General features: G+C 44.0%; 25 protein-coding genes. 18 read left to right on the forward strand and 7 right to left on the reverse strand.

Going from position 1 to position 26,669, the window contains the following annotated elements; translation table 11 throughout:
- Window positions 1-47 precede the first annotated feature (47 nt).
- Window positions 48-656 carry a riboflavin synthase gene (locus AB4493_RS03745; protein WP_017065861.1) on the reverse strand — a complete coding sequence of 203 codons (609 nt, stop codon included), beginning with the start codon at window positions 654-656 and terminating at the stop codon, window positions 48-50.
- 161 nt (window positions 657-817) lie between these two features.
- Between AB4493_RS03745 and AB4493_RS03750 the strand changes: the two genes are divergently transcribed.
- Window positions 818-2,188, forward strand: coding sequence for an MATE family efflux transporter (locus AB4493_RS03750; RefSeq protein WP_372154534.1), 1,371 nt, complete (start codon window positions 818-820; stop codon window positions 2,186-2,188).
- 101 nt (window positions 2,189-2,289) lie between these two features.
- On the opposite strand, the gene AB4493_RS03755 is transcribed toward AB4493_RS03750, so the two are convergent.
- Window positions 2,290-3,132: a DNA ligase gene (locus tag AB4493_RS03755; protein ID WP_372154545.1), complete on the reverse strand. Its 843-nt coding sequence runs from the start codon at window positions 3,130-3,132 to the stop codon at window positions 2,290-2,292.
- Between the two features lie 311 nt (window positions 3,133-3,443).
- On the opposite strand from AB4493_RS03755, the gene AB4493_RS03760 reads away from it, so the two are divergent.
- From AB4493_RS03760 to AB4493_RS03840, 17 genes are all read left to right on the forward strand, one after another.
- The gene (locus AB4493_RS03760) at window positions 3,444-3,773 is read left to right on the forward strand and encodes an STAS domain-containing protein (protein ID WP_017059596.1); all 330 of its coding nucleotides are present in this window, start codon (window positions 3,444-3,446) and stop codon (window positions 3,771-3,773) included.
- A 61-nt stretch (window positions 3,774-3,834) separates the two neighbouring features.
- Window positions 3,835-4,671, forward strand: coding sequence for an OmpA family protein (locus AB4493_RS03765; protein ID WP_372154535.1), 837 nt, complete (start codon window positions 3,835-3,837; stop codon window positions 4,669-4,671).
- Window positions 4,668-6,767: an SLBB domain-containing protein gene (locus tag AB4493_RS03770; protein WP_372154536.1), complete on the forward strand. Its 2,100-nt coding sequence runs from the start codon at window positions 4,668-4,670 to the stop codon at window positions 6,765-6,767. The genes AB4493_RS03765 and AB4493_RS03770 overlap by 4 nt, the downstream gene beginning before the upstream one ends.
- A complete protein-coding gene (locus AB4493_RS03775) occupies window positions 6,767-7,456 on the forward strand; it encodes a chromosome partitioning protein ParA (protein WP_372154537.1) in 690 nt (229 codons plus the stop codon). The genes AB4493_RS03770 and AB4493_RS03775 overlap by 1 nt, the downstream gene beginning before the upstream one ends.
- A 555-nt stretch (window positions 7,457-8,011) precedes the next feature.
- Entirely contained in the window at window positions 8,012-9,004 is a 993-nt protein-coding gene (locus AB4493_RS03780) for an ABC transporter substrate-binding protein (RefSeq protein ID WP_372154538.1), read from the forward strand.
- A gap of 147 nt (window positions 9,005-9,151) precedes the next feature.
- Window positions 9,152-10,051, forward strand: a complete 900-nt coding sequence (locus AB4493_RS03785) for a proline/glycine betaine ABC transporter permease (protein ID WP_017059591.1) — start codon at window positions 9,152-9,154, stop codon at window positions 10,049-10,051.
- Window positions 10,044-11,276, forward strand: coding sequence for a glycine betaine/L-proline ABC transporter ATP-binding protein (locus tag AB4493_RS03790; protein ID WP_017059590.1), 1,233 nt, complete (start codon window positions 10,044-10,046; stop codon window positions 11,274-11,276). Before AB4493_RS03785 ends, AB4493_RS03790 begins: the two co-directional genes overlap by 8 nt.
- Before the next feature lie 394 nt (window positions 11,277-11,670).
- Window positions 11,671-12,075, forward strand: coding sequence for an Hpt domain-containing protein (locus AB4493_RS03795; RefSeq protein WP_017066737.1), 405 nt, complete (start codon window positions 11,671-11,673; stop codon window positions 12,073-12,075).
- Between the two features lie 223 nt (window positions 12,076-12,298).
- Window positions 12,299-13,810, forward strand: a complete 1,512-nt coding sequence (locus tag AB4493_RS03800; protein ID WP_017059588.1) for a sigma-54 dependent transcriptional regulator — start codon at window positions 12,299-12,301, stop codon at window positions 13,808-13,810.
- On the forward strand, window positions 13,791-14,897 hold the full coding sequence (locus AB4493_RS03805) for a glycosyltransferase family 4 protein (RefSeq protein ID WP_372154539.1): 1,107 nt from the start codon (window positions 13,791-13,793) through the stop codon (window positions 14,895-14,897). Before AB4493_RS03800 ends, AB4493_RS03805 begins: the two co-directional genes overlap by 20 nt.
- Before the next feature lie 252 nt (window positions 14,898-15,149).
- A complete protein-coding gene (locus tag AB4493_RS03810; RefSeq protein ID WP_372154540.1) occupies window positions 15,150-16,526 on the forward strand; it encodes an O-antigen ligase family protein in 1,377 nt (458 codons plus the stop codon).
- A gap of 92 nt (window positions 16,527-16,618) precedes the next feature.
- A complete protein-coding gene (locus AB4493_RS03815) occupies window positions 16,619-17,404 on the forward strand; it encodes a DapH/DapD/GlmU-related protein (protein ID WP_017059585.1) in 786 nt (261 codons plus the stop codon).
- Window positions 17,397-18,515 carry a glycosyltransferase gene (locus AB4493_RS03820; RefSeq protein ID WP_017059584.1) on the forward strand — a complete coding sequence of 373 codons (1,119 nt, stop codon included), beginning with the start codon at window positions 17,397-17,399 and terminating at the stop codon, window positions 18,513-18,515. The genes AB4493_RS03815 and AB4493_RS03820 overlap by 8 nt, the downstream gene beginning before the upstream one ends.
- Window positions 18,512-19,936, forward strand: coding sequence for a Wzz/FepE/Etk N-terminal domain-containing protein (locus AB4493_RS03825; protein WP_017063900.1), 1,425 nt, complete (start codon window positions 18,512-18,514; stop codon window positions 19,934-19,936). Before AB4493_RS03820 ends, AB4493_RS03825 begins: the two co-directional genes overlap by 4 nt.
- A 414-nt stretch (window positions 19,937-20,350) precedes the next feature.
- Window positions 20,351-21,451 carry a glycosyltransferase gene (locus tag AB4493_RS03830; protein ID WP_372154541.1) on the forward strand — a complete coding sequence of 367 codons (1,101 nt, stop codon included), beginning with the start codon at window positions 20,351-20,353 and terminating at the stop codon, window positions 21,449-21,451.
- Window positions 21,448-22,635, forward strand: coding sequence for a glycosyltransferase family 2 protein (locus tag AB4493_RS03835; protein ID WP_229647965.1), 1,188 nt, complete (start codon window positions 21,448-21,450; stop codon window positions 22,633-22,635). The genes AB4493_RS03830 and AB4493_RS03835 overlap by 4 nt, the downstream gene beginning before the upstream one ends.
- Window positions 22,636-22,644: 9 nt before the next feature.
- Window positions 22,645-23,304: a sugar transferase gene (locus AB4493_RS03840; protein WP_017063903.1), complete on the forward strand. Its 660-nt coding sequence runs from the start codon at window positions 22,645-22,647 to the stop codon at window positions 23,302-23,304.
- A 253-nt stretch (window positions 23,305-23,557) separates the two neighbouring features.
- On the opposite strand, the gene AB4493_RS03845 is transcribed toward AB4493_RS03840, so the two are convergent.
- The 5 genes from AB4493_RS03845 to AB4493_RS03865 form a co-directional block, all read right to left on the reverse strand.
- A complete protein-coding gene (locus AB4493_RS03845; RefSeq protein WP_171732990.1) occupies window positions 23,558-24,073 on the reverse strand; it encodes a GNAT family N-acetyltransferase in 516 nt (171 codons plus the stop codon).
- 78 nt (window positions 24,074-24,151) lie between these two features.
- The gene (locus AB4493_RS03850; RefSeq protein WP_017059577.1) at window positions 24,152-24,433 is read right to left on the reverse strand and encodes a hypothetical protein; all 282 of its coding nucleotides are present in this window, start codon (window positions 24,431-24,433) and stop codon (window positions 24,152-24,154) included.
- 194 nt (window positions 24,434-24,627) lie between these two features.
- On the reverse strand, window positions 24,628-25,032 hold the full coding sequence (locus AB4493_RS03855; RefSeq protein ID WP_372154542.1) for a DUF1801 domain-containing protein: 405 nt from the start codon (window positions 25,030-25,032) through the stop codon (window positions 24,628-24,630).
- Window positions 25,033-25,136: 104 nt separating this feature from the next.
- Window positions 25,137-25,601, reverse strand: a complete 465-nt coding sequence (locus AB4493_RS03860) for a hypothetical protein (protein WP_372154543.1) — start codon at window positions 25,599-25,601, stop codon at window positions 25,137-25,139.
- 14 nt (window positions 25,602-25,615) lie between these two features.
- Window positions 25,616-26,038 carry a hypothetical protein gene (locus AB4493_RS03865; protein WP_372154544.1) on the reverse strand — a complete coding sequence of 141 codons (423 nt, stop codon included), beginning with the start codon at window positions 26,036-26,038 and terminating at the stop codon, window positions 25,616-25,618.
- Between the last annotated feature and the right edge of the window lie 631 nt (window positions 26,039-26,669).

Below are 26,669 nucleotides of genomic sequence, written 5' to 3' on the forward strand. Positions count from 1 at the left end.
TGGTCATCGGTGTGATTTTATTGCCACCGATTCAATGCGCTTAGTGGCTATTTCTGGTTCGCTAATACACGCTCGACAGTATCAACAATTGCCTGCGTTTGTGGATCGAACTCAATGTTTACTTGGTCGCCTACTTCACGGCCGCCAAACAGAGTACGATTCAGTGTTTCTGGGATCAGGTGAACAGAGAAACGGTTCTCTTCCACTTCACCAATCGTCAATGAACAACCATCAACGCCGATGTAGCCCTTGCTCAACACATACTTCATTGATTCTTGGGGCAGCTCAAACCAAAGCGTGCGGTTGTTTTCTGTCTTAATCACATCAACGAGATTAGCCATCAAAGTAATGTGGCCAGACATGCTATGCCCGCCAATTTCGTCACCAAACTTTGCTGCACGCTCAACATTCACTTTGTCACCAACATTCAACTGGCCTAAGTTCGTCAATCGCAATGTTGCTTGCATTAAATCAAAAGCAATCTGGTTGCCAGAAATTTCCGTTACCGTTAAGCAACAACCGTTATGAGCTACTGAAGCACCAATTGCTAATCCTTCAACCATTTCATCGCTTAGCTCAATGGTATGAGTTTGAAACGACTCTTTTTTGTTGATAGCAACCAGTGTTGCCATGCCTTGAACGATACCTGTAAACATAAGATTCCTATTTAGCATTTTAGTAACAGTTTTTCATAGCAGTTATTGTGACATTTCTTTATGATTCGTCCAGTGGAAGCTTAAGATCATTGTCTCTGATTCCTTCAGAATGTCCTTTCCTACACTATTATTCTAATTTTCCCTCTTATTTGGAGTTGTTTGTGCATCGTTACAAAGAAGAATCCTCGAATCTAATCAAACTTGCGACCCCAGTATTGATCGCATCTGTTGCACAAACTGGAATGGGTTTTGTTGATACCGTGATGGCCGGTGGCGTAAGTGCTATCGATATGGCGGCGGTTTCGATTGCAGCAAGTATCTGGCTACCATCAATCCTATTTGGTGTTGGTCTATTGATGGCGTTGGTTCCTGTCGTTGCACAACTGAATGGTTCTGGTCGACAAGTAAAAATTCCATTCGAAATTCAACAAGGCGCATTTTTAGCGCTCGTCATCTCCCTTCCAATCATTGGTGTGCTTTTTCAAACACAATTGATATTGGAGTGGATGGACATTGAACAACTCATGGCGGAAAAGACCATCGGCTATATGAATGCGGTGATGTTTGCTGTACCTGCGTTTTTGTTGTTCCAAACATTGCGAAGCTTTACCGATGGTATGTCTTTAACCAAGCCTGCGATGGTGATTGGTTTTATTGGCTTGCTATTAAACATCCCGCTGAACTGGATGTTCGTATCCGGAAAACTTGGTGCTCCTGCTCTGGGTGGTGTTGGCTGTGGCGTTGCAACGGCTATCGTATATTGGGTGATGTTTGCACTACTGTTCGCTTACGTTTTAACATCAAAGCGTTTGGCGAAAATCAACATCTTCGGTACGTTCCATAAACCGCAACTTAAAGCTCAAATTCGTCTGTTTAGACTTGGTTTCCCTGTGGCGGCCGCTATCTTCTTCGAGGTAACTCTGTTTGCGGTGGTTTCTTTGTTAGTTGCACCATTGGGTTCATTGATTGTTGCCGCGCACCAAGTCGCGATCAACTTCTCTTCGCTGGTCTTCATGATTCCAATGAGTATCGGTGCAGCCGTGAGTATTCGTGTTGGCCATAAGTTGGGCGAAAACAACACCGAAGGTGCGAAGATCGCGACACACGTGGGTATCATTGTTGGTTTAGTGACAGCCCTTATGACAGCGGCGTTAACGATTCTTTTTAGAGAACAGGTTGCATTACTTTACACAGAGAACACGGCAGTAATTATGGTTGCAATGCAGTTGCTGTTGTTCGCGGCGGTTTATCAATGTACTGACGCCATCCAAGTTATCGCTGCGGGTGCTCTGCGTGGCTACAAAGACATGCGTTCAATCTTCAACATCACCTTTGTGGCTTACTGGTTGCTTGGTCTTCCTATCGGTTACATCTTGGGTATGAAAGATTGGATTGTTGACCCTATGGGTGCGCACGGCTTCTGGATTGGTTTCATCGTCGGTCTAACGTCAGCCGCGATTATGCTGGGTATGCGTCTACACTGGATGCACAAGCAGGACGATGACGTTCAGTTAGAATTTAGTTCTCGCTAGATTCGTACTCGCTAAGTCGGTCTATCTGATTTCGAACACAAAAAGGAGCTCTGATTTTCAGGGCTCTTTTTCGTTTAATGGTCAGGTAGATCGCATCTGCCTTAGTATTCACTCTTCTCTCGAACAAAGCGCGCAAACTTGGGTTTTCCGTTTTGAGTAAAACCATTGTAGCGAAAGGTAATACGGCTTCCGATCTCTGGCGGTGCGAGTCTCATTTGGTCACTGAACCCGCTGCCTATATAAAATTCCACACCCTCTTCTGTGTGAACCAAAATTGACCCCATCATCCCTTTGTACTTCCCTGTCCCGCTCTTGTATCCAATAACTGTGGCTTCGGCATCGTGATGCCTTTTGAGCTTTAACAGGTCATTACTTCGGCCTGCTTGATAACGACTGGTGATCTTTCTAAGCATCAAACCTTCGCCATTACGCTCATCGACATTATCAAGTTGATGAAATAAAGCCTCTTCACTGTGAATTGGTACATGTTCTATGTAGCTGACATGAGATTCTCCAATCACGCTTACCCAATGCAAAATGTTGTAATAGCGCTTTTGGTAATCTCCTGCGGCGCCTGGCATATCAAACAGCATGAAATCGATTTGGCGCCATGCTGTGTCACTCGGCGTATGGTCTAGAACGGTAGATTGAACGAGATGGAACTTGCCCCTTCCTGCCCACAACTCTCCTTCGAGATGGACCTTAGGTAAGTTTTCCGTAAACCACTTCGGTGAGTAAATACGATTACCATTGCGTGTATAAAGGTGTTGTCCATCCCATAGAGCCCGAATCCCATCAAGTTTTTCACTCTTCCAGTATTCAGAAACATCTATGCCTTGCTGGTAAGAGTTTGCAAGCACCAAATAGTCGGGCGGTAAATAGGATGAATGAGAAGAAAGCGAACACGCCCATAGAGTGGCTAAAGCCAGTTTGGTTAATCTCATCATCTGCTCCGTATTAATAACTGTAGTGGTCAACAAATACCTTTAATCCTAAGTGCTCTAGCACCCAGTTAGACAATCTTTGCTAGAAGATGCGATCCACTCACCAACCTTATCTAACCCTTTCATCTATTCATTGAATTAATGACTTATGACTCTCATATATTCCGCCGTTTTTAGTTCTCATATTGAGAAACGTCTTTTCTCAATTTGAGATAGGAATTCGCACTAAACATAAGTTATTGAAAAATAACAACATAAAAGTTGGCACATTCAGTGCAGTTGTCCATACATACTTAAAAGGAGATATCGCTATGGAACTACGTAAGACTGATTTAAACACAACGACACTGACACTTTCTATTTTCGGTGATCTGGATGCAGCAGGCAGTCGTGATGCACAAACCGACATCGATGATGTGATTTCTAACGATGGTCACCCTGAAATCGAAGTTGATTTTAGCCAGGTTGAGTTTTTAGATTCATCTGGTGTTGGCGCGATTGTTTATATGTTCAAACGTCTGACTGAGCGCGAACGCAACATGCGACTTGAAAATGTGACTGGTCAGCCTCTTGAAATTATGAACCTACTACGTATTGGCCACGCTATCCCAGTAAATTCAAAAAATCCTGCAAATTCATGAAGACCCACTAAGCTAGAAGTAACAAAAATAATAAGAAAAATTAGAAACATAGGACGTTGGCATGAAAATACTGAAAAACTACATAGCCCTTTCTCTGTCCGCTCTCGTTCTGGGTGGCTGTACTAGCTATCCTGAACAAGGCACAGGGGGTTTGGCTGAAAGTTACGATTCTATTAACTATCAAAACTCAGACTTCTCTCCTGTCATGCCAGACGAGCCTCTTGGTCCAGAACATGGATTACGCTTTGATTGGCAGCTCGCTAAATTGCACCTTGATGCTTTGATCCAAGAAGGTGCTCGTTGGTGTTTCCCCGCTGCTGTTGTTCAAGCAATCGAAAAGCAAAACCGTATTGCTCGTGAACTTCAAGGCGGTCTACTACTGGATGCAGCCAACGACTTAGTGATCCAAAGAAAACGCCTAAATGAACTTGAGGTCCAACTGGATTACGTAACTTCACAAGCCCGCTGTGAGCCACCAAAAAATGAAAATCAATTTAGAATGCAACTGTCGGTTATTGAACAGTTGTATGACCTGCTTAATGTTGACAACCAATTTGCGGAAAACTCGACTGAAGTAAATCCTAAATATATGGGAAGACTGGCCGAGGCGACCACTTTACTTAAAGAACACAAATCCCTAGACCTTGTTGTTACCGGCCATGCTGATGCAACGGGTGCCGAAGAATACAACGACAAGTTAGCACTTGGACGAGCGAAACAAGTCGAACGCTACCTGACTATTTTTGGACTAGGCGCTCAACGAATCAAAGCCGTCTCTGTTGGCGAAACCGTCCCTCTTTTTGAAGGTGAATCCGACGGCACGCGTTTAACGAACCGCCGAGTAAGTATTGAAATTATCTCGCCTAAGAATGCCGAGAAAATGGGAGGTGGATTATGAAATCCTTGATCGCTTTTATCATCACCCTATCGTTATGCTTTGAGAATGTCGTCAATGCTAACGATGAGTTTTCAGACGCGGTTCAAGTCGGTGATCTAATCCAAGTTAACGTACCCGGTGAAAGTACCTTAAACACGGGGTTCCAAGTGGATAAGCGTGGCCGTATTACTCTTCCAGAAGTAGGCGCTGTGTTTGTTGCGGGTTACGACAGCGAACAGCTTAACAAAGTGGTTCTAGAGTCGCTGGCAACCGCTTACAAAGATCTTTCGAACGCTTCAGTGTATGTAAAAGAGCAGCAAATCATCATCTACGTGCAAGGTTATGTAGAACAGCCTGGCGAATACACGCTCTCATTAGGTTCTAGCATCCAAATGGCACTTTACGCTGCGGGTGGTTTACGCCCGGGCGCGCAACTGGATAAGCTGATTCTTAAGCGAGGCGCAGATAAGAAAGAGTTTAACTACAAACGATTCCTTGATTCAGGAGACGAGTCAGCATTACCTACTCTTCAATCACTGGATTCACTATTCGTTCCAGCTTCTCCATTAGTCGGTAACATCGAGCAAGAGTTTGACGCAGCAAAGCTTGCTAACTCAGGTGACAGTGCTGATTCTCGTAACTCCATCAAAGTGTTTGGTGAGGTGAACGCGCCGGGTTCGTTCACTTACAAAGAGAACACCGACCTTGTCGACGTACTTATGCGTTCGGGCGGCGTAACTCGTTATGCCAGTGTTGAGCAAATCCGAGTGATTTCGAACAACACCCCAACGCTATTCAACCTAAAACGTTACTTAGATTCTGGTGACGAAAGTCTGCTTCCAATTTTACGCCCGGGTGCGACCATTTTCGTTCCCAAGCAAGAAGAAGAGATCAAATCCGGCGCCAACATGGTTTACGTAATGGGCGAAGTCGCAGCCCCTGGTGCTTTTGAAGGCAAAAGAGACGCGACCTTTATGGATATCTTGGCGAATGCGGGCGGCCCAACTCGATTTGCAGAGTCACGACAAATCCGTGTTATCAAAGCAGATGGCAGAGTGCTTAAATTCGATTTAGCGGCTTACACTGAAGGCTTACCTAACTCTAACCCTCCTAGCATCAAAGCTGGTGACGCGATTTTCGTTCCCGAAAAAACCGACATGAACGAGAAGTCTTGGTTGAAAATCACGCCAGACAGAGCAGTTAACGTGATTGGTGAGGTGAATCGACCTGGTCGTATTGAATGGTCAGATGAAATGAATTTCATGGGATTATTGGCACACGTCGGTGGCCCTACGCTACGCGCTGACACATCGAAAATCGAAGTTGTTACTGGTAGAAAGCTAGTTGTGTTTAACCTTGATGATTTTATTCGAAATGGTGCGCCACGTGACCAAATGCCACAAATTCGAGCGGGCTCTATCGTCCGTGTTCACGACTTGCCACAAGATCCTTCAGACAATAAATCACAATGGGTTCGTCAAAGCTCTGATGCTTCGATCTACATCTTTGGACAAGTGAATGCACCCGGTCGTTACCGCTTCACCAAAGACATGCACTTCCTTGATATCTTGTCTGCGGCTGACGGTCCAACAAAGGATGCCGACATCCACAACGTTCGAGTAACGCATCGTGACAAAACCTATTCGCAAGTAAGCAAACTTAACTTATCACTGTACTTCGAAACCGGTGACGAATCGTTACTGCCAAACGTAACCACTGGCGACACGATTTACATCCCAGAGAAAGGCAAAAACTGGTTAGATACACCGAAAGAAGAAACCGTTCGTGTGCTTGGTGCGATTAACAATCCGGGGCGTTATGTGTTCAACGACAACATGACCATTCTAGATATTCTGGCAGAAGCAGCAGGACCTACCGACAATGCTTATGTAGAAAAAATTACCATCGTCAATATGTCTTGCTGCCAAGGTCAGGCTCGTACTTTTGACCTTGTTGAATTCAGCAAAACGGCGAACATTTACAACTTGCCGGTGCTACGCGCTGGTGACACGATTTACATCCCAGACCGTCGCGAAAGCTTTATTGAAAAAGCACGCGTCGGACTTGATGACATACTGCGTATCACCACCACCATCGTATTAATAGGAGCTTTATAATGACAATTTCAGCGACCCATGCCGAAGTCGAGCAACTGTATTTAGCTTCTGAACTTAACGGCCAAAAATCAATATGCGTCACCGCCTGCCATTCAGGTGACGGCGTAACATCTATTGCAACCGCACTAGCTGAGCGTTTTCTTCTTGCGGGTCATTCAACACTTTATGTTGACCTCAACTTATTCAACCCTGCTTTCAAAGATTTGAATATGCTAGAAGATAATCAGCAAGGTCAATTGATTGAACATGTTGAATCTCAGCGTACGTTTATCGGTGTACCTGCTCCACAAGTTGCTTCAACGCAATTGGCTTATAAAGATCCGACAACGTTACAAAACGTGGTCAACAAATGGTTAGAGAAATACGACAGAGTCATCATTGATACCTCACCGCTTCTCAACATAAACAAAGGCAATATTCCGGCGCAGTCTGTCGCGAGCGCTTGTGGTAGTACACTAATTGTTGTCGCCTATGGAGAAACGTCGAGTCACCACCTAGAACAAGCGAAAAAGCTGCTTGATGCACAAAGTATCAACCTAATGGGCTGCGTGATGAACATGAAACAAAAGCCTAGCTTTGCACAAGAGTTGGTCAGACAAATCAATCGAATGAAATTTATCCCCGTTAAGCTTCGCGATAGCTTGGCAAACAAGCTGTATCAAAATGAGTTTTTGAACCTTCCTATGTAACTTTCTTTTGCTACTTTCTGGCTGTCATTAAAACCATGACAGCCACCTATCCTATTAGACTTCAAGCTCCAACTGCTCTGAATGATTCAAAACCAAATTGGGTGTTTTTGGCGAAATTGTTATTAAAAATAAGATTTTAAAAACCATTCAACGCATTTCACACACGTCATTCATGGTCTTACCACCTTTAAATTCCTTCAAAAATAAACAGCCCCACACCTAACTTTAGCGGTAATGTGACACAGACGGTTAAAGTGCCATGTAAATCGCATCAAAGATGGAATTCGTACGATTATTCCCTAAGATTATAAATAGAGGTGGTTTTTGACGAATTTGTAATAGTTTGACAAAGTTATCCGATGGCTGTTGAAACACAGTGGATGAATTGGCAAATCACACTTCACTGACTTTGCACGTTTATCTATTCAAACTTCACCCATCCCTCCTTCTGCTCAAATGGTTCAAATACACGGAAAGGATCACCATCGAGCAATTTAGATAATCAATTTACCTTGGTTACCTTAGTTGTATTATTAAAGAGAAAGGAAACTCAATATGAAATACAAGTTAAGCTCCGTATTTTTGTTAGTAGCAGCAGCCAGCGGTAATGCTAACGCTGGAGAATGTGGCAGCGTAACAATCGCAGATATGAACTGGAACTCTGCAACACTGATCGCCAATATCGACCAATTCATCCTTGAACATGGTTATGGGTGTGATGCTGAACTTATCCCTGGCGACACTATGCCAACAGGCACGTCTATGATCGAAAAAGGCCAGCCTGATGTTGCACCTGAACTTTGGAGCAACAGCTTAAAAGACGCATTAGATAAAGGTGTTGAAGAAAAACGTCTTCGCTACGCAGGTAAAGCACTTGTGAACGGCGGCGAAGAAGGCTTTTGGGTTCCAGCTTACCTAGTAAAACAGTACCCTGAAATGGCAACCATCGAAGGCGTACGCAAAAACGCAAGCTTATTTAAACACCCTGAAGACCCAGATACATCTGCATTCTACAGCTGCCCTGCAGGCTGGAACTGTCAGATCAGCGCCGGAAACTTGTTTAATGCTCTTGAGCTAGAAAACAGCGGTTTCGCGATTGTTGATCCAGGCTCGAGTGCCGGCTTATCTGGCTCTATCGCAAAAGCTTATGAACGTGAAGAAGCTTGGTTTGGTTACTACTGGGCACCGACCGCTGTTCTAGGTAAATACGACATGGTTAAAGTCGACTTTGGCAGTGGCGTTAATGAGGAAGAGTTCCTTAACTGTACCACCAAAGAAGATTGTGAATCGCCAAAAGCAACCATGTACCCGCCTTCACCTGTCCACACGATTACCACTGAAAGTTTTGCGTCACGTGCTCCTGAAGCATACGACTACTTTACTAAACGTGGTTTCACAAACGACAAAATGAACTCGCTACTTGCTTGGATGGAAGACAACCAAGCTGATGGCGAAGAAGCGAGTCTGCATTTCTTAAGTGAATTCCCAGAAGTATGGCACCCATGGGTTTCTGAAGAAGTGGCTAAGAAAGTTGAAGCTCAGCTGTAAGAGCTTGATTTAATAACAAGTAATTACGCTTCAACAATAAAACAGAAATAACGTCGCTATACTTGATGTTATTCATGATTCGGAGCCCTTTTCATTAGCGATTTTCTTATCGCATGGACAAGTGGCTCCGAACTATAAGGATATAAAATGGCTGACAGCAATTGGTTATCAAGCTTTCCAGAGATGGAACGCGGTGATTTACGAACCATAAAAAAGACGCTAGATGGCGCATACCGTGAATTTTCCCGTGAATACGGCGAAATGATTGAATCTCTCTTTGACCCTCTTCTTTCATTCCTCGTTTGGTTTGAAAAACTCCTTATCTCAACACCTTGGATTATAGTCCTGGCTGTGTGTACCAGCCTTGTCTACGCAGCAAGCCGTTCTTGGAAACTGGCTCTAGGCTGTGTTGCTTCTCTACTTCTCATTGGTTACTTTGGAATGTGGGAAGACACCATGCGGACGCTCAGTATCATCACTGTATGTACCTTGGTTTCAATATTCTTGGGCATTCCGATTGGTATTGCGATGGCTCGTTCAAATCGAGCTCAGTCAATTGTTACGCCGATGCTCGATATCATGCAAACCATGCCTGCGTTCGTTTATTTGATTCCAGTGGTAATGCTACTGGGCATCGGTAAGATTCCAGGGCTAATCGCCGTGGTTATCTACGCGATCCCACCTGTAATTCGTCTAACTAACCTAGGCATACGCTTAGTTGATAAAGAAGTCCTTGAAGCCGCTACCGCTTTCGGTGCGAGCAAAAAGCAACGCTTATGGGGTGTTCAACTTCCTCTAGCAATGCCAACGATCATGGCGGGTATTAACCAAACCATCATGATGGCGCTGTCTATGGTTGTTATCGCATCCATGATTGGTGTGAAAGGCCTAGGACAACCGGTTCTTAAATCGATCACCAACCAATACTTCACATTAGGTTTGATGAATGGCTTTGCCATTGTGGCCCTCGCAATCCTTTTTGACCGCGCTTCACAAGCGTACGCAAGAAGAACTAATGCGCATTTAGGAGGATTCAAGCATGACTAAACCATTGATTGAAATTAGTGGTCTGTACAAGGTGTTTGGACCGAAACCAATGTCTGTTATGAACCGAGTTCAAAACGGCGAACACAAAGATCAGATTCTTGCGGATACGGGTCATACCGTTGGTTTGAAAGAGATCAACCTTGAGATTAACCGTGGTGAAATCTTCGTTATCATGGGGCTTTCTGGCTCGGGTAAATCGACGCTGATTCGCCACTTCAACCGTTTGATTGACCCGACTCAAGGTAAAATCATGGTTGAAGGCATTGATGTGATGAGCCTCAACACTAAACAGCTAGAAGAGTTCCGTCGTCATAAAATGTCGATGGTATTCCAACGCTTTGGCTTAATGCCTCATCGCACTGTGGTTGAAAACGTTGCGTACGGGTTGGAAGTACAAGGCATCAAAAAAGAAGACCGTTTAGCGAAAGCCAACGAATGGTTAGAAACGGTGGGCTTAAAAGGTTACGGCAAGCAATACCCAGCGCAACTTTCAGGTGGTCAGCAACAACGTGTTGGGCTTTCGCGCGCTCTGTGTACTAACGCTGAAATCTTGTTAATGGATGAAGCCTTTTCGGCACTCGACCCTTTGATTCGAAGTGAAATGCAAGACCAGCTTATTGAACTTCAAGAGAAGCTTCATAAGACGATTGTTTTCATCACACATGATCTGGACGAAGCACTCCGCCTAGGCGATAGAATCGCAATTTTGAAAGACGGCGAGTTAGTACAACAAGGCACACCACATGAGATTCTGCTAAATCCAGCCGATGATTACGTGGAAGCGTTCGTGAAAGACGTAAACCGTGCTCGTGCACTGACCGTTGAAACCGTTATGCAGCCTCCTCTGTATCGAATCACATCAGAAACAATTGAAGGTGCTTTGGCACAAATGAAGATGCTTAAAAACGATTACGCTTATCACGTAACAGATGACGGCTATCAAGGCCTAGTCACACAAGAAAGTCTACAAGACGCCGTTGAAGATTCATCGGTACATGATTTTAGTGATGAGATATACGAAGAAGTCCCTGCCATCTTACCAGATGCGGTGATTGAAGAAGTGCTACCGGACACTATGTCTTGTGACTACTCTCTTCCAGTTGTTGATGAAGACGGTAATCTAAAAGGTGAACTCGAGAGAAGCGCTGTTGCTGATATCTTCTCAGAAAGTAGCGAGGAAGAAGTAGAAGCCGACCCAAAGCCAAAAATTGATAAAGCTTCGTAGTCCTACTTTTCGTGATTTAAAGCACGGCTGTTTAAATTATCATTGTTTGGGTTATCGTTATTTGAGTTATTGCTATTTAGATTAGCCTAAACTACATAAACCGCTCTAAGACCACTGTTGTTATTTCACTGCAGTGGTCTTTTTTATTTGTATCGGGCTCGTTTTCTTCTGAGATCTACCCGCACCTTAGGCTTTATAGGCACCTAAGTTTATATTTCATAAGAGAAAACAAAATAAAATCAGTCCGTTAGGTTTGTCACAAACCCAATAGCAAGATGAGTGAGATGCCAATTAAATGCTCTATTTGTACGGCAACCAGTTGAAATTATTCTAGAAAATGACTAAAACTTAATAGTATTAACAGATATTAAGCTCAATAAAAGGACTTAGTTTGATGAATTCTACTTTAGCGTCAGACGCAGCTACAAATCTAAACTCACAACAAGTGAGCAAGCTTGTCGATGAAAGCGTTCTGGAGCAAATGATTCGCGATACAAGTGCGGACATTATCCCTATCTTGATCGACCATTATGTCGAAGAATCACAAACACGCTTGGTCGCCATAAAAGAGGCTGTCACGCAGAAAGACGCTCAAACACTTGAGTTCGAGGTCCACACTCTCGGCAGCACAGCGCTTTCGTTAGGTAATCGCCCTTTGGGTGAATTAGCTCGAGCTTTAGAAAAGCTATGTTTAGAACAGAGTCATGATGCGGCATTTCGACAAGTTGATGAATTACTAGAGCTCGCAGAGCGTTCAATAAAAGCCTTGCTTGAAAGGAAAGAGGCAGGCTTCAGCTAGCTTTGCATGTTCATTATCGGTATCAGATTAAAAACTCAAAACAGTCGTTATTAATATAGTCGCCATAAGATGGGCTCCATCATGAACAGCAATGCGAGAAGTTATACAGGCCGCTTCTTAAAAGATTGCATGTGGTAGATAACAAATACACAAGACTCGTATTGATGGTTGCATATCACTATGTTATTGATTGGTTAGGATAAAGTTTCAAAAGGAATACACAATGCGCCCTAAGGTATTGTTAGTTGAAGACTCCACCTCACTCGCCGTACTCTACAAGCAGTACGTAAAAGACGAGCCCTATGATATTTTCCACGTCGAAACCGGCGCGGAAGCTAAGACCTTCATTGAAAGGCACTCTCCACAGCTTGTGATTCTCGACCTTAAGCTTCCTGACATGCCAGGCGAAGAAGTCTTAGATTGGATTACTGCTAACGAAATACCGACCGCTGTCATCATCGCGACAGCGCATGGTTCAGTAAACATCGCGGTAGACCTTATCCAACGCGGTGCAGAAGACTTCTTAGAGAAACCCATTCAAGCCGATCGACTCAAGACCTCTGTTAGCTTGCATCTAAAAAGAGCGAAACTCGAAAACCTCGTCGATAACATGCAAAGCAAATTCGATCGTGATCGTTTTCATAATTTCATTGGCTCTTGCCTACCCATGCAGGCGGTTTACAAGATCATTGATTCGGTAGCACCAACCACTGCCAGCGTGTTTATTAACGGCGAAAGTGGTACAGGTAAAGAAGTGTGTGCGGAAGCGATTCACCAAGAGAGTCAGCGTAATGGTAAACCCTTCGTGGCCATTAACTGCGGCGCTATCCCTCGAGACCTAATGGAGAGTGAAATCTTCGGTCACGTTAAAGGTGCGTTTACCGGTGCGACAACCGACCGGAAAGGTGCAGCAATGCAAGCGCATGGCGGTACCCTATTTCTCGATGAGCTTTGTGAAATGGAACTGGAGATGCAGAAGAAGCTCCTCAGATTTTTGCAAACTGGTACGTTTACTCCACTCGGTGGCAACCGCGAGATTAAAGTGGATGTCAGAATTATCTGTGCGACCAACCGCGATCCACTGGTTGAAGTAGAAGAAGGACGTTTTAGAGAAGACCTTTACTATCGTGTTCACGTTGTGCCTATCGAAATGCCACCGCTTCGTGAACGAGGAAGTGACATTGTCACCCTATCTAATCACTTCTTGAAACTGTACGCGAAGCAAGACAAGAAGAAGTTCAAATCAATAGACAAAGAAACGCAGAATCTACTTAAACGTTATGCGTGGCCAGGCAATGTGCGTCAGTTGCAAAACATCATCCGTAACATCGTGGTGTTGAACAATGAAACGAGCGTGACTAAAGACATGTTACCGCCTCCGATTAATAAAGTAGATGCCGCTCCATCATCTAAATCAGTGACACCAATTCGAGTAACTGCGCCTCAACCTGCAGTTGTTGAAGCACCAGAAGCTAAGTTGCCACCGATTACTCCGGAAGAGTTGGAACAATCGTCAGTTGCTCAAGCTCACAATGAGCCGATGACGCCTGCATTTACCACAAGCGAAGGTGCTATTCGTCCAATGTGGCAAATAGAACGTGAAGCCATTCAACATGCCATCAATCATTGCGATGGGAATGTGTTAAACGCTGCTGTGCTGTTAGAACTTAGCCCTTCTACTGTTTATCGTAAGAAACAGGCTTGGGAATCGGAAGATGAGTACAATCAAGCCTAACCAAGGTGTACTCGACATAAACCTTCATGAGATTTGGCTGTTGATCGACAGCCAAACTTTTGGAGGCATAGAAACGCATGTTTTAGAATTAGCACAAGGCCTGATATCGGAAAGCGCTCAGTATTCAGAGGCTGTTCGTATCGTTCTTTTGACTAAGTTTAATCCTGAAGCGATCATCGTTGAAAAGTTGAATGCGCTGAACATCCCTTTTAGTTACCTCTCCGATTTAGCCTCATGTTCTGTAGATTCAAATGGCAATAGCGCGACACAGCTGAAACGTGCAGTTCAACATTATCAACCAAGGCTTATCCATGCTCATGGTTACAAAGCCAGTTTGGTCAGCAAGTTAATCAAGCTTCCGCCTCGTTTCAACAACACAAAGCAAATCACCACTTATCACGCAGGTGAAAACCCAACAGGCAAAGTATGGCTTTATGATTGGCTCGACCGTTACAGCAGTTTTCTTTCTGATCAGTCGCTCGTGGTCAGTGAAAAGATTAAAGCGAAAGTGCCGAGTCAAACCCATCAATTGAATAACTTTGTTAAAATGCCAACCGGGTTAACAAGCTCCCCTTCATCAAGCCCATTCCATGTTGGTTTTGTGGGGCGATTGAGCCATGAAAAAGCGCCTGATCGATTTGTTGCATTAGCCAAACAGTTTCCTGATGTTCGGTTTGAGCTTTTTGGTGACGGGCCAGAAATGGACATCTTAGTTAAATCGCAGCCTGATAATGTGACCTTTCATGGGCATCAGACCAATATGGACGACGTCTGGAGCCAAATCGATCTGTTAATCATCCCTTCTCGCTTTGAAGGCTTACCTATGGCGGCATTAGAAGCCATGATTCGTGGCATTCCCGTTCTCGCCACCTCAGTTGGTAACTTGCCTCAACTCATCGAGCATCAAGTTAACGGCTACCTTGCAAATTCAGAAGCTGAGCTAGAACAGTTTTTATCTTTGTGGATGTCATTGACGAACGAGCAACGTGACTCTCTCAAGAGTCACGCGATAGAAACCGTGAAAAACCAATACTCTCCACAAGCCGTTGTCCCGCAGTTGTTGGAAATCTATCAACTCGACCGTTAATTCTAGCCTTAGTCGATAACTGGTTATTTGGGCTTGATGATTTAAGTACTTTAGTCAGTTTTATACTGATTCTCAAAATGACAAAACTCACCTCAAGGCTACGCCCTCACTTAATAATCCAACATTAAATCAGTAAGTTAAACAAAATGCATAACTGGCACTCACTTTGCAATCTTTAACATCAGGCGTAACTACGTCTTAAAAAGATTACGAGCCGAGTCCTAAAGAGTTTATTTGCCAATAGAGGTCACAATGGTCAACCCTGAAGCCAATAGATTGCCAGTCATCATCACGATCAGCACCTTGTGTGTTGGGCTTGGTGTTGTTTGGTACTTTGTGCCTCACCCTGCTGTCATTGTGGCGCTCGCTCTTGTGCCATTGGCCGGGTTATTCGTGTTAAACAAAACATTCTGGTTAGTTTTACTGTTCGTTGTCTTTTCATTTTTCCGAATTCACGAAGCTATACCTCAGCTCTATTCGCTAAAAATACCGCTGATGCTTTCATTAGGCGCTCTGTCGGCTCTTCTATGGCATGCATTAATCAGTAAAGAACTTAAAATCTTCTGGCACCCTTGTTTAAATTGGCTCGCCATATTTTGGGTATTGGTTTTCATTGGTATTATCTTCGCGTCCAACAGGCCAATAGCACTAGCAGAATTCAAGGGCGTTTATTGGAAAATTATAGTGATGACGCTTGCGATTACTTGGCTAGTAAACACCACGGAAAATCTCGCAAAAACCGCGATGACGATTATCTACGCTGGCGCTTTAGTCAGCTCTATTGCCGTGTACAACTCAGTAAATGGTATTGGGCTTGTCGAGGGCTCACGCGTGACTATTGGCCGCGATTTTGGCTCTATGTTAGGTGACCCGAACGACCTAGCACTGGTACTGATGTTCCCACTCGCCTTTACAATAAGCCAAGCCACCACGACTGGCATCTCACGATCCAAACGTTTAATCAGTGCCTTAATTTGTCTGTTACTGCTCGCCGCCATTATTGCCACTCAAAGCCGTGGCGGATTACTGGGTTGTATTGCGGTGATTGGTATTTTTGCGTGGAAGCTAGTGCGCTCTAAAGTTCTCTTAATCTCAGTGGGAACTGTCGCGGCCGTGGTGCTCTATTTAGTTGCTGGTATCTCAGACAGATCTTCTGGTGGTGCCGCTGAACAAGGTATCGATGAATCTGCAATGGGTCGAATCTATGCTTGGGAAGCAGCAATAAAGATGGCAGTTGAGAATCCACTGACCGGCGTAGGGTTGAACAACTTCTTCTCGAACTACTTCTTTTACAGTTCGCATTGGGACGGACTGAATCACGCCGTTCACAGTACCTGGTTTGGTGTGTTGGCAGAAACAGGCTTTATTGGTCTGATCATTTTTGTCTGCCTTATCGTTGCTTTGATCAAAACCTCTCGCTCTACGCTAACGAGGTTAAAAAACTCGGCCACAGAAATCGCCCCCGAACTCAATGCGGTCGCCTATGCGATCTATGCAGGTCTGATTGGAACAATCGTGTCGGGTACATTTTTGACTCAAGGCTTCAACTGGCCGATTTATATCCTCGCAGCACTCACAGTTTGCGTCTCAAATGTATCTCAAACTGCCTGTCAAAATGAGAAAACCTAAAAGACACATTTTAACCTATTGAAAACATTATATTTATTAGATGGCACAATATATGAAAGTACTTCTATATAACAAAAAAGAGGATTTTCATTATGACGTCAGTATCTATACATCAATTCAAACATTGGCTTAAGTTTCATCCTAATTCTCGAATTAGAAATGTGTTTTTCATTTTGAAAAACATCAGAAGCGCAGAGCTACCTACCCCTAAACTATTTAATCGCTGTCTATATCAAGCGCACAAGCTAGTGGTGAATCTGGTTTCTGGCTTTACGCGATTCTTCTACTGGACTCCGGCTTTCAAAGGTCGTGTGGCTCAATGTGGCAAACGCCTGTATTTGTATGGTGGACTGCCTTTTGTCAGCGGTCCGGTGCAAATTACGATTGGCGACAACTGCCGTATCTCTGGCCACACGACATTCTCTGGTTGTACTCAACAACTTGAAGGCTTGGAACACCCACTATTGTCGATTGGCAATAACGTCGACATTGGTTGGCAGTCGACTATCGCTGTTGGAGGTAAAGTGGTTATCTCTGACAACGTACGAATCGCAGGCGGCGCTTTTCTATTTGGATACTCTGGACACCCGCTTGATGCAAAACGCCGAGCGCTAGGTGAAGGTGACGACCCTCAGCAAATCGGTGACATCATTCTTGAACCCGATGTTTGGTTGGGCACGAATGTGACGGTCAAAGGTGGCGTAACCATCGGCGAAGGTGCCGTAATAGCCGCAGGCAGCGTAGTAACAAAGAATATTCCTGCCTTCGCAATCGCAGGTGGCAACCCAGCTCGAGTTGTCGGTCACATCAAACCCGTTGAAGTGACAGAATCCGATATGTTCGATTCGTTAGAGACTCATGGAGGTGACCATGCGTGATTTAATCGTATTTGGTGAAGACTTTGGTGGCCTGCCTTCATCGACTCAACATTTAGTTCGTCACCTTGCTAAGCAGCACAAAGTCTTATGGGTCAACTCAATTGGCTTAAGACAACCGAAGCTGTCCGCCAAAGATGTTAGCCGAGCGTTCAACAAGTTGTTTGGTAAAACCAAGGCCGTAACTCAAAACATGCTCGACTCTGAGGGACACGACAACATTACTATCGTTAACTTAAAGACAATCCCTGCGCCTGCTTCTAAATTTTCTAGAAAGTTGGCTCAGCAAATGATGTTGCACCAACTAAAACCGGTTATTGCAGAGCTTAATCTGAACGCGCCTATCCTATGGACTTCTCTTCCGACCGCTGTTGATTTGTGCGGACACTTAGGCGAGTCATCTGTGGTCTATTACTGCGGTGATGATTTTAGCGCGCTGGCTGGTGTTGATCATGACACCGTTGCACAGCACGAATCAGAGCTAATCGAAAAATCAACGCTTATATTCGCGGCTAGCAAAAAATTGATGGATAAATTTCCAAAGCATAAAGCGCACTTGCTACCACATGGTGTCGACGTAGACCTATTTTCAACACCCGCACCAAGAGCAAAAGATTTACCAAGCAACCACCGCCCTATTGCTGGTTTTTATGGCAGCCTTTCTAAGTGGCTTGATTATGAAATGATTGATCATGTTGCGAATGCGATGCCGGAATGGGACTTTGTTTTCATAGGTCCAAACGAGCTTGATACGCTCATGCTGCCTAAGTTGAGTAACGTACATTACCTTGGCCCTCGTCCACACCACACGCTACCAAGCTATTCTCAACACTGGGATGTGAGCTTGTTGCCGTTTGTTGATAACGAGCAGATCCGAGCGTGTAGCCCACTCAAACTAATGGAATACCTTGCGGCGGGCACACCCATTATCACAACACCGTTCCCTGCTTTGGTTCCATATCAAGGGCACGTAACCACGGTTGGCAGTGCCAACCAAATGATTTGGGCGCTTGATCATGCACGCGAGCTAAGCAACTCACCTATCTCTGTCGTCGAACAAGAGAGCTGGCAGAACCGTGGTAACTTCGTACATTGGATGTTGGAGCTATTATGAATAATCTGAAATTGCGGTTATTAGTCATCATCAATGCGATGTGGCGCCAACGCTACGTTATCGTTCTGCCAATGCTTATTTTGCCCTTTGTAGGCTTTGGTGTGAGCAAGTTGGCTCCAACTAAATATGACGCGCATACCAGTATGTTGATTCAAGAAACGGCCAAGATGAATCCATTCTTGGAAGACATTGCCGTTTCGACGATGCTCAAAGATCGACTTAACGCATTGAGAACACTGCTTCACAGTCGACATGTGCTTTACTCGGTCGCTGATGAACTGCAATTAACCACGCCAGATATGCCTGAAATTGAGAAACAAGAGATCATTACTGACCTGTCTCAACGTCTAACGGTGACTCAGCTTGGAAAAGATTTTCTAAAGATAAGTCTAACGTCGAACACACCAAATGGAATGGAAGCGACGCTGCGCTCGGTAAGTGAACATTTCATTGAACAGTTACTTGCACCGGAACGTTCATCGATTGAAGATTCAAGTAACTTCTTGAAAATCCATATCGACAAACGTAGTGCAGAGCTTGCAGAAGCAGAAGAAGCGCTAGCTGCATACATGAATGAGAATGTTCATTCGACGCCTGAGGTACAGAGCCAAAGTTTGAATCGCTTAGCTTCACTCAAACAAACACTGGCAGAAAAAGAGGCCGAGTTATCGGGTGTCGAAAAAAGTTTAGGGTCAATCGACCAACAACTTTCAAGAACCAACCCTGTGATCGGTAAATTAGAAGACCAGATCATCGACATTCGTAGCGACCTTACCTTGTTACAAGCTAAATACACGGACAAGCACAGTGCTGTGCAAGCTAAAGTGCGTGAGCTAGACAGACTAGAGAATGAACGTAAGAGTTTGCTCGAGGTAACCCAGCCAACGATGAACAGCGACCAGCTTTGGGACATCGCAAGTAGTACGACACTGAACAAACTTTCTGATACCCAACCTCTTCTGGTCACTCAATTACACAGCCTACAGCTGGTTCGTGCTCGCTTTGAGTCTTTAACTGAAGAGACCAAAAGCCTTCGAACTATGATTTTCGAATTAGAACACAAGGCCAATAACTTCGGCGAAAATGCAAAAGAGATGTACCGCCTTAAACGTCAAGTTGAAATCAAACGTCAACTATATGATGAACTGACAGAGCGTTATGAAATGGCTCAACTAACGGGTTCGCTTGGTGTATTCGAGCAAAACAAACGTGTGAAGATTATCGATTTGCCTTTCACACCGAGTGTCAAATCTAACATGCCGACTTTTGTTTTTATTCTGGCTGGATTCGTTGCAGGTATCGGTTTGGGTATTGGTTTAGCGGTATTGTTTGAACTGTTTGATTCTTCAATCAAACGCAAAGACGAAATCGAAGATATCTTGGGTGTCCCTGTGATAACGGTGATCCCTAAAATGAGCTAGTCAGCCTCAAAGCCATTTTTGACTTGCTAGATTCACAGCTTTCTAATTTCTTAGCTTCGTGCTTTCTAGCTTTCTAGCTTTCTAGCTTTCTAGTTTCCAAGCTTCGTGCATCCTAGAGCAAAACGCCAACACTCGGTTGGCGTTTTGTTTGTTTAAAGCCCCAAGTTCTAATGCTACTCTCGATTTACCCAAGCCCTATGATTCAACCTGCCATTCAATCGTATTTTGTTTTGATTCCCATTTTGAGAAATGAAAACCGCACTGGAATTGAATAACATAAGTAACTGAAAAATAAAGATTATTTAGTTGGCACAACTTCTGCAATCTCCTTGTGTAGTTAAACGTTTTAAAGAATTTACTTCAATAGAAACGTCAGAAAGGCGAAACAACAATTATAAAGGCAGGGTCCAAACTATGAATACGCATTTAACGAAGCATGGCAAAAAGATCATACACGTTGTTCAGCACCTTGCACCGGGTGGATTAGAAACCCTAACTCTGGATTTGCTCCGCCTTGCTAAACCAACAGACCAAGTGTTGATTGTCAGTTTAGAGGGTACTAAACAAGAGTCTATAAACAGCTGGCCGAAGCTAGAGCCATACAAAAAGCAAATCGTCTTTTTGGATAAAGCACCAGGCGTACAATTCAATATCATTATTAAGCTAATTAAAGCCTTCAACGCGATTCGCCCTGATGTGGTTCATACCCATCATATTGGCCCACTGTTATACGCTGGTTATGCCGCTCGCGTAACCGGGGTTCCAACTCGAATCCATACCGAACATGACGCTTGGCATCTGAACAACAACAAACGTCGTCGATTACAAGCGCTTGCTTTAAAAGCTGCTCAACCAACGTTAGTTGCCGACGCGACACGTGTTTATAACCAACTACGCACTGCTTTTTCTTATGAGAACATCATTACCATCAAAAATGGCGTTGATTGTGAGAAGTTTAAGCCAATGTCGAAAGAACACGCGAGAGCAAAACTAAACCTGCCGACAGACAAACACATCATCGGTTGTGCAGGTCGACTAGAACATGTCAAAGGCCAAGACCAACTTATTAAAGCACTGACTCTTTTACCTGCAAACATGGTTGTCGCATTGGCTGGCGGCGGTACTAAACGCAATCAACTAGAGCAACTGACTAGCCGCTTGAATCTGAGTGACCGAGTCATCTTTCTTGGCTTAGTTGAAGACATGACCACGTTTTACGGAGCGTTGGATACGTTCTGCCTACCTTCACGCCACGAAGGGCTGCCGCTTTCTACACTTGAAGCTCAAGCATGCAATATTCCAACCGTCGCAATGGACGTTGGTGCCGTCGATGAAACCTTATGTCCAGTCAGCGGCGCCCTCGTCAAAAGCGGCAGCATTGTGGGGTTAGCTAGTGCGCTATTAGAAAAGCAAAATGAACGCTTTTTGTCACCTCGTCGTTACGTACTCGAAAACTTCGACATCATCAAAATGGTTTCGTCTTACAACGATATATCAGAAGGAGCTTACGCATGATTGATTGGTTGCTTGCGGGACTTTGTTTGTTTTCAGGTGCGTTGATTGTCTATCATCACGCAGCCTACCCTTTGTTACTGCGTTGGTATGCGAAAAGCCACCCCGCACGCAAAGTTGAAGAGAGTCATCGTTGCTACAAAGAGGAACAGCAAGATTGCACGTTGCCGACCATCACCGTTCTTGTTCCTGCATTTAACGAAGAACAGTGGATCGCAGACAAGATTCGTAACCTTGCTTCACTCGATTACCCCAAAAAGAAGCTGCAAGTCATTGTCGCTTGCGATGGTTGCACCGATAACACAGTCGCCATTGCACAAATGACCATACAAGAAGCGATGTGCAGTGATGTCTATTTTGAGATACATGACCATCAAGTAAACCGAGGTAAAGTCGCGGTTGTTAATGAAGAAGTGACACGTATAACCAGTGATATCACGGCGATGAGTGATGTTTCTGCCCTTATTTCATTGGATGCTTTGCTTATAGCTGCCGCTCATTTTGAAAGTGACAAGGTTGGAGTGGTAAACGCAACGTATCAACTTTGTCCAACAGGCAATGAAGGCGAAAACACGTATTGGCAGTACCAAACCGCGGTTAAAGAGTCTGAGGCTTCGTTAGGTTCTAGCTTGGGTTCTCATGGCGCTTTCTACTTGTTTAGAACACACCTGTTTGAACTGCTTCCACTCAACACTATTAATGATGATTTCATCTTACCGATGCAAATCGTTAAACAAGGTTACATCGCAGAATACGAAACCCAAATGGTGGCATTAGAGCTAGAGGAATCGAACCTAGAAACGGACTTCAAAAGAAGACTTCGTATTTCAGCGGGTAACATGCAACAAGCGATTCGATTATTTGCCTTGTTCAGCCCGAAGTTCAAAGGCATCGCGTTTGCGTTCTTTTCAGGAAAAGGACTTCGCCTGCTCACTCCCTATTTAATGATTGTGTGCTTAGTGTGCTCAATCTTACTTAGCAACTACTTGGTATTTGAAGCGCTGTTATGGGCTCAAGTTGCCGTTTATACCATTGGCGTCCTTGGCTGCATCTTGCCAAAGCGTCTAGTAAACAAACCTATTTCATTAATCTCTTATTTGATAGTTGGACACTACGCCAACTTCATTGGTGGCATTCGTTACCTAATCGGACTAGAAAACTCACCTTGGACACGAGCAAATCATTAAGGACTTATTATGATGAACATCGAACAGCTATCTACCCAAAACCTATACCAATACAAAATCTCACGTGCTAAACGTACTTTCGATTTTGTAAGCTCACTGATTGCTTTGATTTTGCTAGCGCCCGTATTTCCGTTGATTGCGATGGCGATTGCACTCACTTCTCGTGGCCCTATTTTCTACCGTCAATTGCGCGTTGGTAAATCGACACCGGAGAAAATGGAAATCTTTGAGATCATGAAATTCCGTAGCATGTACGAGGATGCAGAAACTCGCTCTGGTGCAGTTTGGGCTACCGCGAATGACCCACGAATCACACCTGTTGGCCGCTTTTTGAGAAAGACACGTCTTGATGAACTGCCACAACTGATCAATGTACTGAAAGGTGAAATGTCTCTAATTGGCCCGCGCCCTGAACGCCCTACTTTTTACACCAAACTAGAGAACGAAATTCCTTACTTTGCCGACCGCACATACGGTGTAATGCCTGGTATTACAGGGCTTGCACAAGTAAATCAAGGTTACGACACCTGTATTGATGATGTACGTCGTAAAGTAGGTTTTGACCACAGTTATGCACTAAGCCTATGTTCGGTTAAGTCTTGGATTGCCGCTGATCTCAGCATCATCTCTAAAACAATCATCGTAATGGTAGATGGTCGAGGTCGCTAAACCAGTATGGTCTAATGTGGATACAAAGCCTGTTTTCTATAAAGCCTTAGGGGGCGATTGGAAAGTCGCTAATGAAACACAGAGTGCCGAATTAGCCCACGTTAACTAGACTCGCTGCTCTCGGTTCTCAGTTGAATGGTGTAATAAGGTTTCTTCCCTATCAATTGACGTAAACATTGGCAATGAATGTATAACGCAGATGTGGCTTGAGTTAGAGATTAGAAATTAAGAGCTGAGAGCTCAGAGTTAAGAATTAAGAGTTAAGACGAGAAAGCTTATATTCATAGAAAACCACAGCACTTTCGTCAGAGGCTTGCTCAACAAAACCTAGCTTTTTAAGTAAGTTGGCAGAGGCTATGTTTGAACGATCGACACCGCCAATCAGTGTTGACCATGACTCCATTTTAGCGACTTCTGTGATGAAACCCTTCAGTAGCTCACTCGCTAAACCCTTGCCCCAGAACTCTTCTGCAAGCAAGTAGCCAATATGAGCATCACTTTCGTCTTCTACATAAGCGAACAGAAAACCAATCAATTGATTATCGTTGGATTTCACTTGAAGTAAGCGGCTCCCCGACAACATTCGGTCGAGCCAAATTTCAGCCAGCTCACCTGACACAATACCGTGAAAGTATGGTGGAAGGTTTTCAACGACTGACGGGATTAGAATGCCAGGTACTCGCTCAAGCAGAGCCGAACGTTCAGGAACAGTAAGTTCACCTGCGACTTCTTCTACTTTTAGTCTTTGAGTTTCAAACGAGATCGCCATGTGTCCTGCCTAATTCGATAAAAATGTGGATTATACACCTGAGTTCTCGTGTTGGCTTCGTTTCCAGGCTAAAGCAAACTAAAGAACTGCCACGCCTTCAACTTCAATCACTGAGTTAACATTTGCTCGCTCGATTATCTTGAGTAACGTCGTTTGAACTAATTCATTATCTCGGATTTCGGTTTCACAAGAAAAACGCTCTTCTTGAACACCATCGCCCTCACCCAGCATAAATTGAACCGCGACTTCCGTTGCGAGATCTTTGGTCGTCCCGTAATACGCTAACGTGATTTTTGGGTATCCGTGGTCGCCTTTTTTAACCTGCTTTGCGATACGTTTTTTGGCTTTATCTAAATTCATACAACTTCCTTTTAAGTTTGAAATACAAGGTGACTAGAACACCTTTTTAAACGGTAAGCAATACAATCAGCGTTGGTTATAGAGATTCCCTAGCCTCTTGATACTAATCAAGATGGTACAGTCTTAGCGCTTTAAAGAGTGATAGCTAGAACACAGATAACCGGTTTAAGAAATATAATGACAGCGCGTAAGAGTTACGCTCCAAGAAACGGAAGATGTTTTCGTTGTTGATAAGTTAAGGTTAGCTCTAAGCACTGCTTAATCGGTGCCTTGGGAAGTGGTTCAGTTAGGTTCAATACGATTGCCCGATTACCTTGGAATACCAATGTGCCATCGTGCAATTCTCTGAATGTGTCGATTAGCTTTGTTTGACAGTTAAAGAACAAGAAATAGTTGTTTGGTGATTTCAATTTCCAGTCGATTCGAATTGGGCTACCCGTCTTAACGCTGTAACTCGGCTCGCCCCATTTCAGAGACTCTTCGACGTCACCTAAATCCAAATCAGAGCAAAGCTCAAAGATTAATGAACGCAACTCTTCAAGCCGAGCTCGAACATCATCGGGATACTCGTCGAAATGTGTTTTGATTGCTCTGTCCATTCAACCTCCGATTCATTTGTTGTGATATTAAAGTCCAGCTCACTTAAAGCATAGAACCTTAAACATTAGCCCAACTTTAAACGAAAAGTGCCAAGCCTCGTAAATCAATTTTGAGTTATCTGTTCGTTAGCGGTTTTCAAGGCCAGCTTTAAACCGTCTGTATCCTTACAACCAATGTAAACATGCTTTCCATTGCTTAGGCTTAACTTAAGCGCTGAACCTATCGATGCATTATACAACCAACCATCGCTCAGCATTCGGATACCAATACCTTGATACCACTTGCTTTGATAGAACGATGTCTCGGTAATGTCTGACACTTCTACATTCTTACGCCAAAAGCCAAAGCCGAAATACCAGCTTAGTACATTGTCTTTGACCTCAATGGTCATAGAGAAAAAGAGCAAAGCAATTAAACCATTGATGGCGTGAGCGATTAATGTCCCAGGGTTATTATCCGAGGTAACGACAATGAAAGCACTTATCGCAACAAGGATGAGCAACAATCCCTTGTTGAATTCCTTACTATAAAACACAGCGACAACTCCTATAGACAACGAACAACCCATTAACTAGCCAACCGCTATCTTACTGCGGCCTTTCTAAATAATCGTAGCAAGTAATGCAGGCATACTCCCACAACCAAACCAAGTAGCATCGCCTTGATACTACCAACCCAAAGTATCAAACCAGAATAACCTTGTCCCGGACCTAAGCCTTGTTTATTAATCACATCGACAAACATAAATCCGTTCCACAGCACATGCAGTGAGGCTGTAAATCCATGCACACAAATTGCGACGGTTCCAAGTAACTTGTACTTGCTAATGACAGGTGCGCCACAAAAAATGACAACAAGCGCAAAGGTAAAAATCAGAGGGCCAGACAGTACCAAAGTGAGTGTGATGACTTCAACGTGGCTCTCTATGCCATAACTGTATGTACAAAATACCATTGTCATTGAAAACATAAGCGAAATGAGTGCGAACCATAGCGTTCTATTCATTGGGGTTCCCTGCCTTAATAGTGGGTTTAGGACAAATTCGATAATCGACAGGAAGAACTAATTACCAAAAATACGGCATGAGAAATGCCCTTGTTACACGACTATTCGATGGACGACTCAGACTTTCATAAACCCAATGTAACGGAAGACTTAGAACACAAGCTAGGCAATATAGCTTCGGCTATATTGAACCACGAGCATAGACTGAAGACAGGTGCTACGACGGAACAAGTAAGGTAGGCTCTACTCATCAAACGATGAGCAATCCACGTATATCAGCATGAGAACCGACGACATTACTTGCTTCATCTATGTAATAACACTATCCCTTAAATAACAAGAAAGGCTCTATAAATGCGGGAGCAGAAACTTCTACGCTCTTATTGACAGAGGGGGTCATATCGCCCTGTTAAGGTGTGAGCAACGCAACCACGAAACCCAACCATACCACCGTAAACACAAAACCCAACGATGGAATGAAAAATGCCAAGCGTTGGGAATCAGTCTTAAATGCTTTGTTGAACGAAGCCGCTACGCGGCAGAGTAAAACGAGTGCAAACCATACTCTTGTAACACCATCACCCTGATGGTCGTTCACAGGAGTAACCCCATGAAACCCGATGACTTAAAA

Origin of the sequence: Vibrio sp. 10N.222.55.A1, from assembly GCF_041473835.1 — a bacterium.
Classification (GTDB): Bacteria; Pseudomonadota; Gammaproteobacteria; order Enterobacterales; family Vibrionaceae; genus Vibrio; species Vibrio crassostreae_C.